The organism is Sphingobium tyrosinilyticum (assembly GCF_042654265.1).
In the GTDB taxonomy this organism is placed as follows: domain Bacteria; phylum Pseudomonadota; class Alphaproteobacteria; order Sphingomonadales; family Sphingomonadaceae; genus Sphingobium; species Sphingobium tyrosinilyticum.
Genome location: NZ_JBHSFZ010000001.1, coordinates 1 through 14,688, shown reverse-complemented (window position 1 = coordinate 14,688; position 14,688 = coordinate 1). Strand labels below are relative to the sequence as shown.

Here is a 14,688-nt window from a genome sequence, read left to right as displayed (position 1 = left end):
GCCGGATCAGACCTGCACTATTTCTGGAAGGATCGCGTCTAGCAGCAGCATCGCCGCAGAGGTGATGCGCAGTCGTTGGCCGTCTCTCTCCACCAGAGCTAACTTGGCCAGGCGGGTAACAGCTTGCTCATCAACCAGCATGTCGGGCTCCAATCCTGACATTGCGGCGATCCGGCCAAGATCGACGCCTTCCGCCAGCCGCAGGCCCATGATGAGCGCCTCGCGAGCGCGGTCAGCGGGGGCGAGTGGTTCCTCGCTTTGCAGGCCATGGCTGTTACGGCGCACTGCGGTCATCCAGTTTTCTGGCTTTTTGTGGCGCAGCGTCGCCACTCCCCCGCGGCGGCCGTGGGCGCCCGGACCGATACCGGCATAGCTGCCGTACCGCCAATAGGTTAGATTGTGGCGGCTCTCCTGGCCGGGTCTGGCATGGTTGCTGATCTCATAGGCGGGGAGGCCAGCAGCTTGAGTCATGGCCTGTGTCTGCTCGTACAGCGTAGCCGCATGATCTGGATCGGCGGGTGTCATTTTGCCCTGGGCGACCAGGGTGGCGAAGCGGGTCCCGGGCTCAATAGTCAATTGGTAGAGGGACAGGTGGTCCGTGCCGAAGGCGAGTCCTCGTGTTAGCTCGGCTTCCCATTCGGCTTCGGTCTGGTCTGGCCGTGCGTAGATCAGATCGAAATTCACTCGGTCAAAAACGGATTGCGCGACGTTCAGCGCGGCAAGCCCCTCGGCGACATCGTGGGCCCTGCCGAGGAAATGCAATGCCTGGTCATCGAGGGCCTGGATGCCAAGGGATACGCGGTTGACGCCCGCGCGCGCGAGATCGGCAAATCGCGCCGCTTCCACGGAACTTGGATTGGCCTCCAAGGTGATTTCGATGTCGCTGGTCGGCTGCCAATAATCCGACGCCGCATCGATGATGCCTGCAACAATAGCGGGCGGCATCAGCGAGGGCGTGCCGCCGCCGAAGAAGATCGAGGACAGGCCGCGCCCGCCATTCAGCGATGCTTCATGGGCAAGGTCGTCTAGCAGCGCATCGCGCCAGGCTTCGGTATCGATGCCCGATCGGACGTGGCTGTTAAAATCGCAATAGGGACATTTTGAAACACAAAATGGCCAGTGCACATATAAGGCCATAGGTTCGGGCGCAGGCGCGGGGGACTCGAGCGGGGACAGGGGCATGATTGGGGGCGTCTTTAGACGGCTTTGGGCTGCGCGGCCAGCGATCGCGGCGGCAGCGATGGTAGCTATTCCAGTCGGCGGCGTCGCAGCAGCGCCCGCGCGGCGGGCGGCGATGCCGCAGTCAGTCATGCCGGCCGCCTATCACGGCATGGAAGAGGCGGAGCGCGATAACTGGCTGCTCCGCGACGTCGTCCTGGGCATGCATAATGACGAGCGTGAATCGCTTGGCATTTCGCCGCTCGCCTGGGATGCGGCCCTGGCGCAGGATGCCGCTCGCTATGCGCGGCAGATGGCTCTCACCAATCGCTTCCAGCATTCGCCGCGTGCGTCGCGTGCAGTCCCAAGCGGCGAGAATCTGTGGATGGGCCCACGGCGGCTTTATAGCTATGAAGTAATGATCGGCTCCTTCCTGGATGAAAGGCGGCTGTTCCGTCGCGGCGGCAAGCTGCCCAATGTGAGCACATCCGGACGATGGGAAGATGTTGGCCACTATACGCAGATGATATGGCGCGGCACCCGCAAAGTAGGTTGCGCGCTCGCGGACGGGCAGAATTATGAATATCTTGTCTGCCGCTATTTCCCTGCCGGTAACGAGTTTGGCAAGGGGCCGCTCGATGCGGTGAGCGCACGCGGATCAGTGTTTGCAAGCGGGGGCGAATAGACGCCCCCGCCGGACTTGTCAGAAGACGGTCGAAACCAGTTGGGCGAAGGCGTCGGCGCGGTGGCTCATCGCATGTTTCTTCGCGGGGTCCATCTCGCCGAACGTGATGGCGTGGCCAAGCGGCTGAAAGATCGGGTCATAGCCAAAGCCCTTGTCGCCGCGCGGCGGCCAGGCGATCGTTCCATCGACACGGCCTTCGAACGCTTCGACATGACCGTCGGGCCACGCCAGCGCGAGGGCGCAGACGAAGTGCGCGCCATGTCCCGCGCCTGGCCCTTTGGCCTCTATCGCGTCCCAGACCAGTTTCATCGCAACGCCGAAATCCTTTGTTTCCCCAGCCCAACGGGCGGAGAAGATGCCGGGATCGCCGTTTAGTGCCTCAACACAGAGGCCGCTGTCGTCCGCGAGCGCGGGTAAGCCAGACAAGTCGGCCGCCTGCATCGCCTTCAGCTCCGCATTGGCGACGAAAGTGGTGCCGGTTTCCTCAGGTTCCGGCAGGTCGAGCGCGGCCGCGGAGACAGTCTCTATGCCATAGGGGGCGAGCAGTTCGCCGATTTCCCGCACCTTGCCGGGATTGTGGCTCGCGATCACCAGCTTGCCTGGGCCCAGCTTGCGGATCGCCTGTTCCTGTCCGAAGTCGTCGCTCATCGTTTTGAATACCTCGCCCCGTTCGTTTCGAGCTTAGTCGAGAAACGCGCGCATTGCGCTATCGCTTGTCGATAAGCTCGAAGCGAACGGATTTTGGGGGAAATTATCGGCCGGTCGCCTTGTCCTGCGCCGCGAAGATTTGTGCGCAGCCGATCCGGGCGAGACGGAGCAGGCGGAGCAGTTCTTCCTCGTCATAGGCGGCGCCTTCGGCAGTCGCCTGGACTTCGGCGAACTTGCCATCGCCGGTGAGAATCAGGTTGGCATCTGTTTCGGCATTGCTGTCTTCGGCATAGTCGAGGTCGAGGACGGGCGTGCCGTTGTAGATGCCGCAGCTGATCGCCGCGACCTTCTGCAGGATTGGATCTTCGGTCAGCGCGCCGGAGGCCAGCAGCTTGTCGATGGCGATGCGCAGGGCGACCCAGCTGCCAGAAATCGCGGCGGTACGGGTGCCGCCATCAGCCTGGATGACGTCGCAATCGATGACGATCTGACGCTCACCCAGCTTTTTAAGATCGACGACCGTGCGAAGCGATCGGCCGATCAGGCGCTGGATTTCCTGGGTGCGGCCGGACTGCTTGCCCTTGGCCGCCTCGCGGCTGCCGCGCGTGTGTGTGGCGCGGGGCAGCATGCCATATTCGGCCGTGACCCAACCCGACCCCTTGCCGCGCAGGAAAGGAGGCACCTTTTCCTCGACAGATGCGGTGCATAGCACCCGGGTGTCGCCGAAGCTGACGAGGCAGCTGCCCTCGGCATGAATGGTGAAGCCGGGCTCCATGGTGATGTCGCGCATCTGGTCGGGCGCGCGGCCGGAAGGACGCATAAAATAATTCTCCGAAGCGATCAGTCGGTGGGGCTTAGCGCCGGGCGTGACGTCATGCCAGTGGCGATACGCGGGAAAGATGATAGGAAGCCTGCCATGCAGTTGCGATGGATGATGATTTTGGCGGGCCTCGCCCTGACGGCGGGATGCGCAGGGGAGCGGCCGGAGCTGGAAAAGCCGGTCGCGGCCGGGGATACGATTCGCTTTTCGGCAGGTCCATGCTTCGGCGTTTGCCCAAGCTACAGCCTGCAAGTCACGCCGGACGGGTCGGGGCTGCTGGAACCGGAGCGATTTACGGCGGTCCCTGGGGCGACGCGCTTTACCGTGACGCCGGCGCAATATCGCCGCTTGCGTGCAACGCTGGCGCAGTTCCGGCCGGCTGCGGGAACGGTCAGGCGAATCGCTCATGGCGAGAATTGCACCCGCTTCGCCACTGACATGCCCGCCTACACGATTGAATGGTCCAGAGGAGACCTGCCCTCAACGCGGCTGGAATTCCAGTCTGGTTGCATGGACCCGGCTTATGGCAAGCTGCGGGCAGCTATCGCGACCATTCCGAAGGTGCTGGACATCAGTGCGATGGTGAAGCCGGCGCCCAACCGTTAGCACGACTTGAGTGCGAGCCGGTGCTTGCCTAGATAGAGGTCCATGGCGGTAACACCGGTCACCGAACTCAATGAGCGGGCGCGCGACGTTTTTCGCCTGGTAGTCGAGAGTTATCTCGGCACCGGATTGCCCGTGGCGTCGCGGACGATCAGCAAGATCGCGTCGCTCAGCCTGTCGCCCGCATCGATCCGCAACGTCATGCAGGATCTGGAGGAGCTGGGCTTACTCGCCGCGCCTCATACTTCGGCAGGGCGGATGCCGACCGAGACGGGGCTTCGCCTGTTTGTCGATGGGATGATGCAGGCGGCTGAACCTTCGTTTGAGGAGCGGCGGGCGATTGAGGCGGGCGTCGCCGAGGGCGGTCCGATCGAAGAGGCGCTTTCCGCGGCCACTGCGGCTCTTTCTGGGCTGTCGGCTTGTGCGGGAATCGTCATGGTTCCCAAGAGGGAGCCGGTGCTGCGCCAGTTCGGCTTTGTCCCGCTGAATGAGCGGCAGGCGCTCGCGGTGCTGGTGGGGCAGGATGGGTCAGTCGAAAACCGCGTGCTCGATATGCCCCAAGGCGTCACGTCAGTGATGCTGAATGAGGCTGCCAACTTCATGTCCGCCCGCTTCGCCGGCATGACGTTGAGGGAAGCGGGAGAGGCGTTGCGGCGCGAGATGGAAGGCGAGCGGAACGCGCTTCAGGGCGCAGCGCGCGAACTGGTGGAACGAGGCATCGCCGTCTGGTCTCATGATGCGGATGACCGTCCCGTACTGATCGTGCGGGGGCAGGCGCATCTGCTGGACGATGGGACTGCTGCGGACCTTGAACGCGTGCGGCAATTGCTCGATGAGCTGGAGGGTAAGCAGGAGATTTCCCGCCTGCTTGAAAGCGCGCTGGCGGGGAGCGCGACGAAAATCTTCATCGGCTCGGAAAACAAGCTCTTTTCCCTGTCGGGTTCTTCGGTCATAGCCGCGCCCTACCGGGGCGGCGATGGCCGCGTTGTCGGCGTGGTCGGGGTGATCGGCCCCACGCGCTTGAACTATGCGCGGGTGATCCCCATGGTGGACTTCACTGCGCAGACGTTGTCGAGATTGATGAGATGAGTGAAGACAAGCTGAATATTGAAAATACCGAAGTCGTTGACGAACTGCCCGAAGATGCAGCGCCCGTGGGCGATGCTGCGGCGGAGCGGGTGGCTGCCCTGGAAGGCGAGCTGGCGGCGGCGAAGCAGGAAGTGCTGTACGCCCATGCCGAGACTCAGAATGTCCGGCGGCGGCTGGAAAAGGAACTGACGGATGCGCGGTCCTATGCCGCGACATCCTTTGCCCGGGATATGCTGTCGGTGGCGGACAATCTGGGGCGGGCGCTGCAGGCGATCCCGCCGGATTTGCGTGAGGACGAGAAGTTCAAGGGGCTGGTCGCCGGGCTTGAGGCGACGGGCCGGGAACTGGAGAGCGTGTTCGGGCGGAACGGCATCGAGAAGATGGTTTCGGTCGGCCAGCCGCTTGATCCCAACAAGCATCAGGCGATGATGGAAGTACCGTCCGATGAGGTCGAGCCGGGAACGGTGATGATCGAAATGCAGGCGGGTTATACGATCAAGGACCGGCTGTTGCGGCCTGCTCTGGTGAGTGTGGCCAAGAAGCCGGACTGACGCTTTTTTCCCTTTGTTTAAGCGTTTTTGCCCCTTCGGTCTTTGGACCGGAGGGGTTTTTTGATGAAGGAAATAGCGAGAAGAACGCACTCTTGATTTTCGCCGCATTTAAGATATATCGTAGTGTATCTAGTAACAACGAGAATAGGTTTATGCACTTTTTTAGATCTGAATGCGGCCAAGGGCGTAACGGGCGCTTCGCGGCTATGGCCGGGCATCATGGGCGGCATGGCGGCGGGCGTGGGCCATTTGGCGACGGGCCGATGGGCGGCGGCGGTGGTGGCCGGGGAGGGCGGAAGCGGCTGTTCAGTAATGAGGCGCTGCGGTTGATCCTGCTGGAACTGCTGAGCCAGGAGCCGCGCCATGGATATGACCTGATCCGCGAGATCGAGAGCCGGTCAGGCGAAGCCTATGCGCCGAGCCCGGGAGTCGTCTATCCGACGCTCACGCTGTTGGCGGACATGGACCTGATCGTGGAACAGCCGGGCGCGGGGAGTCGCAAGCTGTTTGCGATCAGCGACGCGGGCCGTGCGCATCTGGCGGAGAACAGGGCGGCGCTGGAAGAGGCGATGGAGCTGCTTACGTCGCTGGCGCGACGGGCCGAGCAAGTCGATGGCGCGCCGATCCGGCGGGCGATGCACAATCTGTCGATCGCCGTCCGGGCGCGGCTGGAACGTGAGGGCGCGGACCGCGAGACCATGTTCGACGTTGCGTCCCTGATCGACGAGGCCGCCAGCAAGATTGAAAGGCTCTGACATGGTTTTGACAGCGAATGTGCCGACTGCCCAGGGTAGCCGCTATCTGCAGCAACTGTGCAAACATTGGGGGCATAAGTTCGAAACGGAGTTCGACGCGGAAAAGGGCGTGATCGCCTTTCCGATGGGGCCGATCCGGCTGACGGCTGGGGCGGATATGTTGGCGGTGACGATCGAGCCCAAAGAGGACGCCGATGTGGAGCGGTTCAAGCAGGTCGTGGCGGAGCATCTGGACCGCTTTGCGTTCCGGGAGGCGCCTTTGCGGTTTGATTGGCGGTGAGGCGAGTGCGGGACAGGGGGCGATAGTGCTAAACGTGTCTCGACATCGCTCGACACGAACGGGGATGGGGTTGGTGGTGGGCGCGTCATGAGATCCCAGCGTTCGCTGGAATGACGGTAGTAGTCAGGCGCGGGGGATGCGGCGGGCGCTGGCGAGATGGTGGGCGTGGGTGATGGCGACGGCGAGAGCGTCGGACGCGTCCGGCCCAGCGACCTTCGCGCCGGGGAGGAGGCGCGCGATCATGGCGTGGACCTGGTCCTTGGACGCGTTGCCGACGCCGACGACCGATTTCTTGACGAGGCGGGCGGCATATTCTCCGACTTCCATGCCGGAACGGGAGGCTGCGAGCAGGACGACGCCGCGGGCCTGGCCGAGCTTTAGCGTGGATTGCGGGTTCACGTTCACGAACACTTCTTCGACCGCCGCGCCATTGGGCTGATGTTCGAGGATGAGGTCGGCGAGCGCGAGGTCGAGCGCCAGCAGGCGGCTCGCCAGCGGCATCGCGGCATCGGTCTTGATCTGGCCGTTGGCGATGTGGGTGAGGCGATTGCCGTCCGCAGCGATCAGGCCCCAGCCGGTGATGCCGAGGCCGGGGTCGAGGCCGAGGATGATCATCGGATTTTCCTCGTCCCTTCAGGGGAAAGGATAGGCAGGCTTTCCGGCCCGCCGGTTAGCCGGAGTTGGAGAGGGGAGTTGCGAGAGGAGAGGGCGCTGCCCCCTCTCCCAGCTTCGCCTAGGGGGCGGAGCCGCCAAGGCTGCGCAACCCTCTCCCGCGAGGGGAGAGGGAAGGGGTTGATCAACCCAGCTTCTCCATGACGGCGTCGGAAACTTCGTAATTTCCCCAGACGGTCTGGACGTCGTCGTCATCTTCCAGCGTATCGACGAGCTTCAGCAGGGTGGCTGCATTGGCTTCATCGACTTCCACGGTGGTCTGCGGCTTCCAGGCGAGCTTGGCGCCTTCGGCCGGGCCGAGCTTGGATTCGAGTGCCTTGGCGACTTCGTGGAGCGCGTCCATGGCAGTCCAGATTTCATGTTCGTCCTCGTTGGACGACACATCATCCGCGCCTGCTTCCAGAGCGGCTTCGAAGATCGCGTCGGCATCGCCAGCGGTCGCTGGATAGGTGATGAGGCCCATGCGGTCGAAACCATGGCTGACCGCGCCGGACGCGCCCAGATTGCCGCCATTTTTGGAGAAGGCGGTGCGGACGTTGGTCGCGGTGCGGTTGCGGTTGTCGGTCAGCGCTTCGACGATGATGGCGACGCCGCCCGGACCATAGCCCTCGTAGCGGATTTCCTCATAATTCTCCATGTCGCCGCCCAGCGCCTTGTCGATCGCGCGCTGGATATTGTCCTTGGGCATGGACTGCGCCTTGGCCGCGTTGACGGCGAGGCGGAGGCGGGGGTTCATGTCCGGGTCGGGCATGCCCATCTTGGCCGCGACGGTGATTTCGCGGCTGAGCTTGGAGAACATCGAGGAGCGCTTTTTGTCCTGCGCGCCCTTGCGATGCATGATGTTCTTGAATTTGCTATGGCCGGCCACGGCCTGCTCCTAAACTTGTCTGTGATCCGAAGCGCGCTCTCTAGCGGGCGCATTTGCCAAGCGCAACTAGACGAGGATCGCGGTGCCGGAGGCGGAGACCATCAGCATGGAGCCGTTGGAGCCCAGCACTTCATAATCAAGATCGACGCCGACGACCGCATTGGCGCCCAGCGTCGCAGCGCGCATGCGCATTTCGCCGATCGCCTGTTCGCGGGCGCGCTGGAGGACATCCTCATAAGCGCCCGAGCGCCCACCGACGATGTCGCGCACACTGGCGAACAGGTCACGGAAGAGGTTGGCACCCACAATCACCTCGCCGGTGACGATGCCGAGATATTCCTTGGCGGGCCGCCCTTCCAGGCGGCTGGTCGTGCTGACGATGATCTCGGACATCTTCTTCTCCCGTTCGTGCTGAGTAGAGACTGAGCTTGTCGAAGTCTCGTATCGAAGCATGGCGGCTGGCAAGGCCCTTCGATACCCCGCTTCGATAACTCAGCGGCTACTCAGGGCGAACGGAGTGAGGTTTATTCCATGCCCAGTGCAGAGAGATAGGTCTGGAGAATGGCTTCCATTTCCTGCCGATCATGCTGCGGCATTTTCCGCAGGCGGATGATCTGGCGCATGATCTTGGGATCATAGCCAGTCGCCTTCGCCTCCAGATAGACATCCTTGATGTCGTCGCCGATGCCTTTCTTTTCTTCCTCGAGACGCTCGATGCGTTCGATGAGAAGGCGTAGCTGATCGGCGGCGACGTTGCCCTCGCTCATATTTCAAATCTCCAGAAGAATGTGAATCGGGTTGGCGACTGCTCCTAATGGCTGTCGGCGTTCTTCGCCACACTCTCCTGCATCTTTGCCAATTGTTCGGGCGTCGCTTCGCTCTGATGGCGCTCTTTCCATTCGGAAAAGGGCATGCCGTGGACGATTTCGCGCGCTTCTTCGCGGCTCAGCGAGCCATCGGCTTGCGCGATCCAGTCGGCCAAACAGTTGCGGCAGAAGCCTGCCGTGCCCATCAGGTCGATATTCTGAACGTCGGTGCGATGCTGCAAATGCGCAATCAGGCGGCGGAAGGCGGTTGCGGCAACCGCATCTGTGAGTATGGTGTCGGCCACGGCGATCCTTTCGCTGATCTACATCATCCTGTCGTGCAGCACGGATAATCGAAAACGGCGCCCTGGCAAGCCAGAGGCGACCATGACGGTCAGGAGCATTTACGAATGACAAAATTGCCGCCCCGCTCGCGCAAGGTCCGCATCCTGGCGACCCTTGGCCCCGCGAGCGATAGCCCGGAAGTGATTCGGGCGCTGTTTGTCGCAGGGGCAGACGCTTTCCGGATCAATATGAGCCATGGCGCGCATGAGGAGCATGCTGCGCGGATCGCCACTATCCGGGGACTGGAGAAGGAATTCGGGCGACCGACGACGATCCTGGGCGACCTGCAAGGGCCCAAGCTGCGCGTGGGCACGTTCAAGAGCGGGCTTGCGGTGCTGGAAACCGGCGCACCATTCGTGCTGGACCGGGATGAAGCGCCGGGCGACGCACGCCGGGTCAACCTGCCGCATCCGGAGATTTATGAGGCGCTGGTGCCTGAAACGCGGCTGTTGTTGGATGATGGCAAGCTGGTGCTGCGGGTGAAGGCGGTGACGGACGGGCGCATCGACACCATCGTCGAAGTGGGCGGGACGCTGTCCAACCGCAAGGGGGTGAATGTCCCTGATGTGGTCGTGCCGGTGCCTGCGCTGACGGAGAAGGATCGGCGCGACCTGAGCTTCGCGGTCGAGCAGGGGTGCGACTGGATCGCGCTGAGCTTTGTCCAGCGGCCGGAGGACCTGGCTGAGGCGCGCAAGCTGATGGGCGGGCATGGCTCGTTGATGGCGAAGATCGAGAAGCCGGCGGCGGTGCAGAGGCTGGAGGAGATTATCGAGCTGGCCGATGGCGTCATGGTGGCGCGCGGCGACCTGGGCGTCGAATTGCCGCCTCAGGCGGTGCCGCCGCTGCAGAAGCAGATCGTGGCGACCGCGCGGCGCATGGGGCGGCCGGTGGTGGTGGCGACCCAGATGCTCGAATCGATGATCAAGGCGCCGACGCCGACGCGCGCGGAAGTGTCGGACGTCGCCACGGCCGTTTATGATGGAGCGGACGCGATCATGCTGTCGGCCGAGACGGCGGCGGGCGATTGGCCCGAAGAAGCGGTGACGATGATGGACAGCATTGCCCATAGCGTGGAGCGCGATCCCGGCTATGTCGAGCGGCTGCACTTTACCGTGACCAAGCCCGATGCGACCACGGCCGACGCACTGGCGGAAGGCGCGGCGGGCATCGTGTCGGTCGTGGGGGCGAGCGCCATCACCTGCTTTACCTCATCGGGCAGCACCGTGCGCCGCGTCGCGCGCGAACGGCCGCTGACGCCGATCCTGGCGCTGACGCCGCGGCTCGATACGGCGCGCAAGCTGGGGCTGACCTGGGGCGTGCATGCGGTGCGGACCAAGGATATCGGCACGTTCGAGGAGATGGTCGGCAAGGCGCGGCGCATGGCGTTGCGGCACGACATGACCCAGAAGGGCGGCAAGATCGTGGTGCTGGCGGGGGTGCCCTTCGGTACGCCAGGTTCGACCAACGTGCTGCATGTCGCCGCGATCCGGGGCGACGAGCTTAAGGGACGGGAATAGCGTCCAGCAGGCCGAGCGCGGCTAGATCGCGGCGGAGCGTGGGGGCATCGCGGAACAGGTGACCGCGGATGCCTAGCGCTTGCGCCGCGGCGATATTTTCCTCGCGATCGTCGATGAACAGCGTTTCTTCCGGGCGGAGGCCGAAGCGGTCGAGGGCCAGGCGGTAGATGGCGGGATCGGGCTTCACCAGCTTTTCCGCGCCGGATACGAGGATGTCGCGGAAGTGGGCGAAGAGCGTGGCTTCGCGGGCGTGGAAAGGCACCCAGAATTCCGCGCTGAAGTTGGTGAGAGCGTAGAGCGGCACGCCGCGCTGGTAGAGGTCTCGCACCAGTTCGGGCATGCCGCTGACGGCGGGCTGGACGCTGTCGATGAAGCGTTCGCCCCAGAGGCGGATCAGCGATTCATGCTCAGGGTGGCGGGCGATCAGTTCCGCGCTGGTTTGCGCGAAGGGGCGGCCCATGTCGTGCTGAACATGCCAGTCCATGGTGACCACATCGCGCAGAAACGCGTCGAGCGCCCGATCATCATCGATCAGGCGCTCGTAGAGGAGCCGGGGCTCCCAATGGTAGAGGACCTGGCCGACGTCGAAGATGACGGCGGCTACCTCTCCGTTCAATTAGCCCTGGCGGGCCTTGAAGCGGCGGTTGGTCTTGTTGATGACATAGGTGCGGCCGCGACGGCGGATCACGCGGTTATCCCGGTGACGGCCCTTGAGCGACTTGAGCGAGTTGCGGATCTTCATGGAACCAGCCTTTGATGAATCTTTGCGTGATCGGAAAATCGAAGCGCAGCCCCTATGGGCGGGGCAGGCGAAAGTCAAGGGTGGGTAGCCGCTCTTTTGCCCCGTTCATCCTGCATGCAGCAAAGCCGTGGCTTCACGCGTTGAAGGAAATGCCGGAGCGGCGGCGTGTATGGGCTGACGCGTCCTTCTTGGAGACTAGCATGATGAAGCAGATCCTCCTTTCCTCCTTCCTCGCCCTGTCACTGGCAGGATGCGCGACGGCGGTGCCGCCGGTCGAAGTGACGCGGTTCCATGTCGGCGATCCGGCGCGGAGCGGCACGATCGTGGTGGAGGAAATGCCCGCCAATCCCGACGCGGGGCTGGAATTCCGCACCTATGCGGCGGCGGTGGAGCAGGAATTGCAGCGGGTGGGCTTTGGTCCGACCACTACAGCCGCGCGGAGTGATTATGTCGCGCTGGTGGGCTTTCGGCGGAGCTTCCGCCCGGCGGGCTATGGCAATGACGGGCGGCCGGTGAGCGTCGGCGTCGGCGGCGCAGTGGGAAGCGGCGGCTATTCGGGAGTCGGCTTGGGGATCGGGATCAACCTGTCGGGACGGCCCAAGGATGTCGTCACGACCGAGTTGCAGGTGCAGATCCGGCGGCGAGCCGATTCGACGACGGTTTGGGAAGGCCGGGCGGTGAGCCAGGCGCGGGAAGGAACGCCTGCCGCGCAGCCGGGCCTGGCCGCGCAAAAGCTCGCCAGCGCGCTGATCGGGGGCTATCCGGGTGAATCAGGCCGCACTATAACCGTCAAATGACCATATCGATCAGCAGCGCCTTCGACAGCGGGAATATTCGCGTTCTTTCCATCAGAGATACCAGTGAGCAGGTTCGCGCCGAGCTGGAGATCGTCAAGGACCGGCAGAGCGACTTCTATCAATGGTTCCATTTTCGCGTGGCTGGCGTGGCGGGCCGTGAGGTGGAGCTGGCGATCACCAATTGCGGGACGTCGGCCTATCCCGACGGCTGGCCCGGCTACAAGGCGCGGGTCAGCGAGGATCGCGAAACTTGGACGCAGGCGGAAACGAGCTATGCCAACGGCACGCTGACCATCCGCCTGTCGCCGGACGTGAATGCGGTCTGGGTCGCCTATTTCGCGCCCTATTCGATGGAGCGGCACCATGACCTGATCGCCTGGGCGGCTTGCCAGCCGGGGGTCGAGCATCGGGAACTGGGCGTGACGCTGGATGGACAGCCGCTCGACCTGCTGACGCTGGGCGAGGGGCCGAAGAAGGTGTGGCTCTATGCGCGCCAGCATCCGGGCGAGAGCATGGCGGAATGGTGGATGGAAGGCGCGCTGGAGCGGCTGTGCGATGAGGAGGATTCGGTTGCGCGGCTGCTGCGCCGACAAGCGACCTTCCATATCGTGCCGAACATGAACCCGGACGGCAGCCGCCGCGGGCATCTGCGCACCAATGCGGTGGGGGTGAACCTCAACCGCGAATGGCATGAGCCTTCGATGGAGCGGAGCCCGGAAGTCTTCCTTGTGCGCGGCGCGATGGAAGAAACGGGCGTTGACTTCGCGATGGACGTGCATGGTGATGAAGCGATCGCCGCGGTATTCCTGGCGGGGTTCGAGGGGATAGCTGGACTGACCGAGCGGCAGCTGGGGCTTTATAATCGGTTCCGGGATACGCTGGCGCTGCGGACGCCGGATTTCCAGACGGAGCGCGGCTATCCGCTGTCGGCGGCGGGCAAGGCGAACCTGTCCATGTCCACCAACCAGATCGCCCAGCGATTCGGCGCGGTGGCGATGACGCTGGAAATGCCGTTCAAGGATAATGACGACCTACCGGATGCTGAGTTTGGCTGGTCGCCCGCGCGGTCGATGCAGTTGGCGAAGGACTGTCTGAGCGTGCTGGCGGAAATGATCGGCGAGATTTGAGGATTAAACGCCGGTCATCCAGCCAACGCTGGGATGACGAGGTGGGGTTAGCCGAGCAGGTCGCCTAGGAAGTCCTTCATCGAGCGGAAGCTGCGCTGGTCGGCGTCGGCGCTGTAGGCGAGACCCTTGTCGGGCATGTTGACCGCATGATCGGTGAAGGCGTGGCCCGTATGGCCATAGGCGTGGATCTGCCAATCGCAGCCTGCTTGCGTCAGTTCGGTGGCCAGGGCCACGGCGGCTTCAGGTGGCGCGATGGGGTCATCCCAACCGTGGCAGATCAGCAGCTTGGCGGTGATAGCGGCATTGGCGAAGGGCGGGGCGTCATAGACGCCGTGGAAGGCGACGCCGCCCGCAATATCCGCGCCGCTGCGGGCGAGATCGAGCACGCATTTGCCGCCGAAGCAGAAGCCGATCGCTGCCGTGCGGCTTTCATCCGCTTCTTTCAGCGCTTTGAGTACGGCATGCGCGCTGTTGACCCTGTCGCGCAGCAATGCGCGGTCGGCGTTCAGTTCGGCCATGTAGCAGCCCATGTCGGGATCTTCGCGGGTAGTGCGCTTGCCCTGCCCGTAGATGTCCGCGACGAGGACGGTGTAGCCTAGGGTGGCGACCTTTTCGGCATAGGCGAAGTCGGCTTCCTTCGTTCCTAGCACATTGGGGAAGAGGAGGATGCCGGGACAGGGTGCTTGGGCGGAGGCGTCCAAAACGGCGAGGCTTTCGAACGTGCCACCGGGGCCTTCATGGGTCGTGACGCGGCGGGTGATGGGCATGGCGGCCTCGCTAAGTGGTGATTGCTGAAGCGAGAGTAAGGGGCTGGAGGGTTGTGGCAAGTGTTTGGAGGCAGGACGCCCGAGAGAGGGAGAAAGGGACCCCGGATCGAGTCTGGGGTGACGGGAAGGGATGAGGATAGAAGTGGCTGGGGGCGGTTCCGTCATGTCGTTGAAGCTTGACCACGGGCTTGGTCGTGTCCTTCCGCTGAGATGCCGGCTTTCGCTGGCATGACAGTATGGGTGGGTTGCGGACGCCGCACAGCCCACCCCGCTGCGACTAAGCCTCACCTGCGGTTTGGCAAGTCTCGCTCCCCTCCCGCTTGCGGGAGGGGTTGGGGGCTTGCGCAGCGTCCGCAACTGGTCCAGACTGTGTGGAAACGCGGCGGATATGGTATGATGCTCCCACGGTTTGGGGGATCATATGGGTCGCTTTATTTCTGGCGCTGATCGCAAGCAGA

The 14,688-nt window shown here is 63.6% G+C and carries 20 protein-coding genes; 9 read left to right on the top strand and 11 right to left on the bottom strand.

Annotated elements, in window-relative coordinates; translation table 11 throughout:
- Positions 1 to 6: 6 nt before the first annotated feature.
- Entirely contained in the window at positions 7 to 1,182 is a 1,176-nt protein-coding gene (gene hemW, locus ACFO3E_RS00100) for a radical SAM family heme chaperone HemW (RefSeq protein ID WP_066524895.1), read from the bottom strand.
- Positions 1,183 to 1,309: 127 nt separating this feature from the next.
- Between hemW and ACFO3E_RS00095 the strand changes: the two genes are divergently transcribed.
- On the top strand, positions 1,310 to 1,843 hold the full coding sequence (locus ACFO3E_RS00095) for a CAP domain-containing protein (RefSeq protein ID WP_082919545.1): 534 nt from the start codon (positions 1,310 to 1,312) through the stop codon (positions 1,841 to 1,843).
- A gap of 18 nt (positions 1,844 to 1,861) precedes the next feature.
- Here ACFO3E_RS00095 and rdgB read toward each other — a convergent pair whose 3' ends face one another.
- Positions 1,862 to 2,491 carry an RdgB/HAM1 family non-canonical purine NTP pyrophosphatase gene (gene rdgB / locus ACFO3E_RS00090; protein WP_066524892.1) on the bottom strand — a complete coding sequence of 210 codons (630 nt, stop codon included), beginning with the start codon at positions 2,489 to 2,491 and terminating at the stop codon, positions 1,862 to 1,864.
- Positions 2,492 to 2,594: 103 nt separating this feature from the next.
- Positions 2,595 to 3,311, bottom strand: a complete 717-nt coding sequence (rph, locus tag ACFO3E_RS00085; RefSeq protein WP_066524889.1) for a ribonuclease PH — start codon at positions 3,309 to 3,311, stop codon at positions 2,595 to 2,597.
- Positions 3,312 to 3,407: 96 nt separating this feature from the next.
- On the opposite strand from rph, the gene ACFO3E_RS00080 reads away from it, so the two are divergent.
- The 5 genes from ACFO3E_RS00080 (at position 3,408) to ACFO3E_RS00060 (ending at position 6,589) form a co-directional block, all read left to right on the top strand.
- Positions 3,408 to 3,917, top strand: coding sequence for a DUF6438 domain-containing protein (locus ACFO3E_RS00080; RefSeq protein WP_380801660.1), 510 nt, complete (start codon positions 3,408 to 3,410; stop codon positions 3,915 to 3,917).
- A gap of 42 nt (positions 3,918 to 3,959) precedes the next feature.
- Complete coding sequence (gene hrcA, locus ACFO3E_RS00075) at positions 3,960 to 5,003, top strand: heat-inducible transcriptional repressor HrcA (protein WP_066524885.1); 1,044 nt, start codon at positions 3,960 to 3,962, stop codon at positions 5,001 to 5,003.
- Positions 5,000 to 5,554, top strand: coding sequence for a nucleotide exchange factor GrpE (gene grpE, locus ACFO3E_RS00070; RefSeq protein ID WP_066524884.1), 555 nt, complete (start codon positions 5,000 to 5,002; stop codon positions 5,552 to 5,554). The genes hrcA and grpE overlap by 4 nt, the downstream gene beginning before the upstream one ends.
- A gap of 206 nt (positions 5,555 to 5,760) precedes the next feature.
- The gene (locus ACFO3E_RS00065) at positions 5,761 to 6,309 is read left to right on the top strand and encodes a PadR family transcriptional regulator (RefSeq protein WP_380801657.1); all 549 of its coding nucleotides are present in this window, start codon (positions 5,761 to 5,763) and stop codon (positions 6,307 to 6,309) included.
- Between the two features lies 1 nt (position 6,310).
- Positions 6,311 to 6,589, top strand: a complete 279-nt coding sequence (locus ACFO3E_RS00060) for a DUF2218 domain-containing protein (protein WP_066524879.1) — start codon at positions 6,311 to 6,313, stop codon at positions 6,587 to 6,589.
- 123 nt (positions 6,590 to 6,712) lie between these two features.
- Here ACFO3E_RS00060 and ruvC read toward each other — a convergent pair whose 3' ends face one another.
- The 5 genes from ruvC to ACFO3E_RS00035 all read right to left on the bottom strand — a co-directional run bounded on the left by ruvC (position 6,713) and on the right by ACFO3E_RS00035 (position 9,240).
- On the bottom strand, positions 6,713 to 7,204 hold the full coding sequence (gene ruvC, locus ACFO3E_RS00055; RefSeq protein ID WP_066524876.1) for a crossover junction endodeoxyribonuclease RuvC: 492 nt from the start codon (positions 7,202 to 7,204) through the stop codon (positions 6,713 to 6,715).
- Between the two features lie 181 nt (positions 7,205 to 7,385).
- Entirely contained in the window at positions 7,386 to 8,129 is a 744-nt protein-coding gene (locus ACFO3E_RS00050; RefSeq protein WP_066524873.1) for a YebC/PmpR family DNA-binding transcriptional regulator, read from the bottom strand.
- Between the two features lie 66 nt (positions 8,130 to 8,195).
- Complete coding sequence (locus tag ACFO3E_RS00045) at positions 8,196 to 8,522, bottom strand: heavy metal-binding domain-containing protein (protein WP_174525906.1); 327 nt, start codon at positions 8,520 to 8,522, stop codon at positions 8,196 to 8,198.
- 131 nt (positions 8,523 to 8,653) lie between these two features.
- The gene (locus ACFO3E_RS00040; protein WP_066524871.1) at positions 8,654 to 8,896 is read right to left on the bottom strand and encodes a DUF2312 domain-containing protein; all 243 of its coding nucleotides are present in this window, start codon (positions 8,894 to 8,896) and stop codon (positions 8,654 to 8,656) included.
- A 44-nt stretch (positions 8,897 to 8,940) separates the two neighbouring features.
- Entirely contained in the window at positions 8,941 to 9,240 is a 300-nt protein-coding gene (locus ACFO3E_RS00035; protein ID WP_066524868.1) for a DUF1244 domain-containing protein, read from the bottom strand.
- Positions 9,241 to 9,345: 105 nt separating this feature from the next.
- On the opposite strand from ACFO3E_RS00035, the gene pyk reads away from it, so the two are divergent.
- Positions 9,346 to 10,797, top strand: a complete 1,452-nt coding sequence (pyk, locus tag ACFO3E_RS00030; RefSeq protein WP_082919544.1) for a pyruvate kinase — start codon at positions 9,346 to 9,348, stop codon at positions 10,795 to 10,797.
- Here the strand turns inward: pyk and ACFO3E_RS00025 are convergent.
- Positions 10,781 to 11,413 carry an HAD family hydrolase gene (locus tag ACFO3E_RS00025; protein WP_380801654.1) on the bottom strand — a complete coding sequence of 211 codons (633 nt, stop codon included), beginning with the start codon at positions 11,411 to 11,413 and terminating at the stop codon, positions 10,781 to 10,783. The genes pyk and ACFO3E_RS00025 overlap by 17 nt on opposite strands.
- On the bottom strand, positions 11,414 to 11,539 hold the full coding sequence (ykgO, locus tag ACFO3E_RS00020; RefSeq protein ID WP_004210176.1) for a type B 50S ribosomal protein L36: 126 nt from the start codon (positions 11,537 to 11,539) through the stop codon (positions 11,414 to 11,416).
- Between the two features lie 200 nt (positions 11,540 to 11,739).
- On the opposite strand from ykgO, the gene ACFO3E_RS00015 reads away from it, so the two are divergent.
- Together ACFO3E_RS00015 and ACFO3E_RS00010 are read left to right on the top strand one after the other, a co-directional pair.
- Entirely contained in the window at positions 11,740 to 12,336 is a 597-nt protein-coding gene (locus tag ACFO3E_RS00015; RefSeq protein ID WP_066528705.1) for a DUF4136 domain-containing protein, read from the top strand.
- Positions 12,333 to 13,463: a M14 family metallopeptidase gene (locus tag ACFO3E_RS00010; protein ID WP_380801652.1), complete on the top strand. Its 1,131-nt coding sequence runs from the start codon at positions 12,333 to 12,335 to the stop codon at positions 13,461 to 13,463. The genes ACFO3E_RS00015 and ACFO3E_RS00010 overlap by 4 nt, the downstream gene beginning before the upstream one ends.
- 47 nt (positions 13,464 to 13,510) lie before the next feature.
- On the opposite strand, the gene ACFO3E_RS00005 is transcribed toward ACFO3E_RS00010, so the two are convergent.
- Positions 13,511 to 14,230, bottom strand: a complete 720-nt coding sequence (locus ACFO3E_RS00005) for a dienelactone hydrolase family protein (RefSeq protein ID WP_380801650.1) — start codon at positions 14,228 to 14,230, stop codon at positions 13,511 to 13,513.
- Positions 14,231 to 14,688 lie beyond the last annotated feature (458 nt).

Bases quoted from the DNA above. Each gene is read 5' to 3' on its own strand.
- hemW (WP_066524895.1), bottom strand. From the start codon at position 1,182: ATGCCCCTGTCCCCGCTCGAGTCCCCCGCGCCTGCGCCCGAACCTATG.
- ACFO3E_RS00095 (WP_082919545.1), top strand. From the start codon at position 1,310: ATGCCGGCCGCCTATCACGGCATGGAAGAGGCGGAGCGCGATAACTGG.
- rdgB (WP_066524892.1), bottom strand. From the start codon at position 2,491: ATGAGCGACGACTTCGGACAGGAACAGGCGATCCGCAAGCTGGGCCCA.
- rph (WP_066524889.1), bottom strand. From the start codon at position 3,311: ATGCGTCCTTCCGGCCGCGCGCCCGACCAGATGCGCGACATCACCATG.
- ACFO3E_RS00080 (WP_380801660.1), top strand. From the start codon at position 3,408: ATGCAGTTGCGATGGATGATGATTTTGGCGGGCCTCGCCCTGACGGCG.
- hrcA (WP_066524885.1), top strand. From the start codon at position 3,960: ATGGCGGTAACACCGGTCACCGAACTCAATGAGCGGGCGCGCGACGTT.
- grpE (WP_066524884.1), top strand. From the start codon at position 5,000: ATGAGTGAAGACAAGCTGAATATTGAAAATACCGAAGTCGTTGACGAA.
- ACFO3E_RS00065 (WP_380801657.1), top strand. From the start codon at position 5,761: ATGGCCGGGCATCATGGGCGGCATGGCGGCGGGCGTGGGCCATTTGGC.
- ACFO3E_RS00060 (WP_066524879.1), top strand. From the start codon at position 6,311: ATGGTTTTGACAGCGAATGTGCCGACTGCCCAGGGTAGCCGCTATCTG.
- ruvC (WP_066524876.1), bottom strand. From the start codon at position 7,204: ATGATCATCCTCGGCCTCGACCCCGGCCTCGGCATCACCGGCTGGGGC.
- ACFO3E_RS00045 (WP_174525906.1), bottom strand. From the start codon at position 8,522: ATGTCCGAGATCATCGTCAGCACGACCAGCCGCCTGGAAGGGCGGCCC.
- ACFO3E_RS00040 (WP_066524871.1), bottom strand. From the start codon at position 8,896: ATGAGCGAGGGCAACGTCGCCGCCGATCAGCTACGCCTTCTCATCGAA.
- pyk (WP_082919544.1), top strand. From the start codon at position 9,346: ATGACAAAATTGCCGCCCCGCTCGCGCAAGGTCCGCATCCTGGCGACC.
- ykgO (WP_004210176.1), bottom strand. From the start codon at position 11,539: ATGAAGATCCGCAACTCGCTCAAGTCGCTCAAGGGCCGTCACCGGGAT.
- ACFO3E_RS00015 (WP_066528705.1), top strand. From the start codon at position 11,740: ATGATGAAGCAGATCCTCCTTTCCTCCTTCCTCGCCCTGTCACTGGCA.
- ACFO3E_RS00010 (WP_380801652.1), top strand. From the start codon at position 12,333: ATGACCATATCGATCAGCAGCGCCTTCGACAGCGGGAATATTCGCGTT.
- ACFO3E_RS00005 (WP_380801650.1), bottom strand. From the start codon at position 14,230: ATGCCCATCACCCGCCGCGTCACGACCCATGAAGGCCCCGGTGGCACG.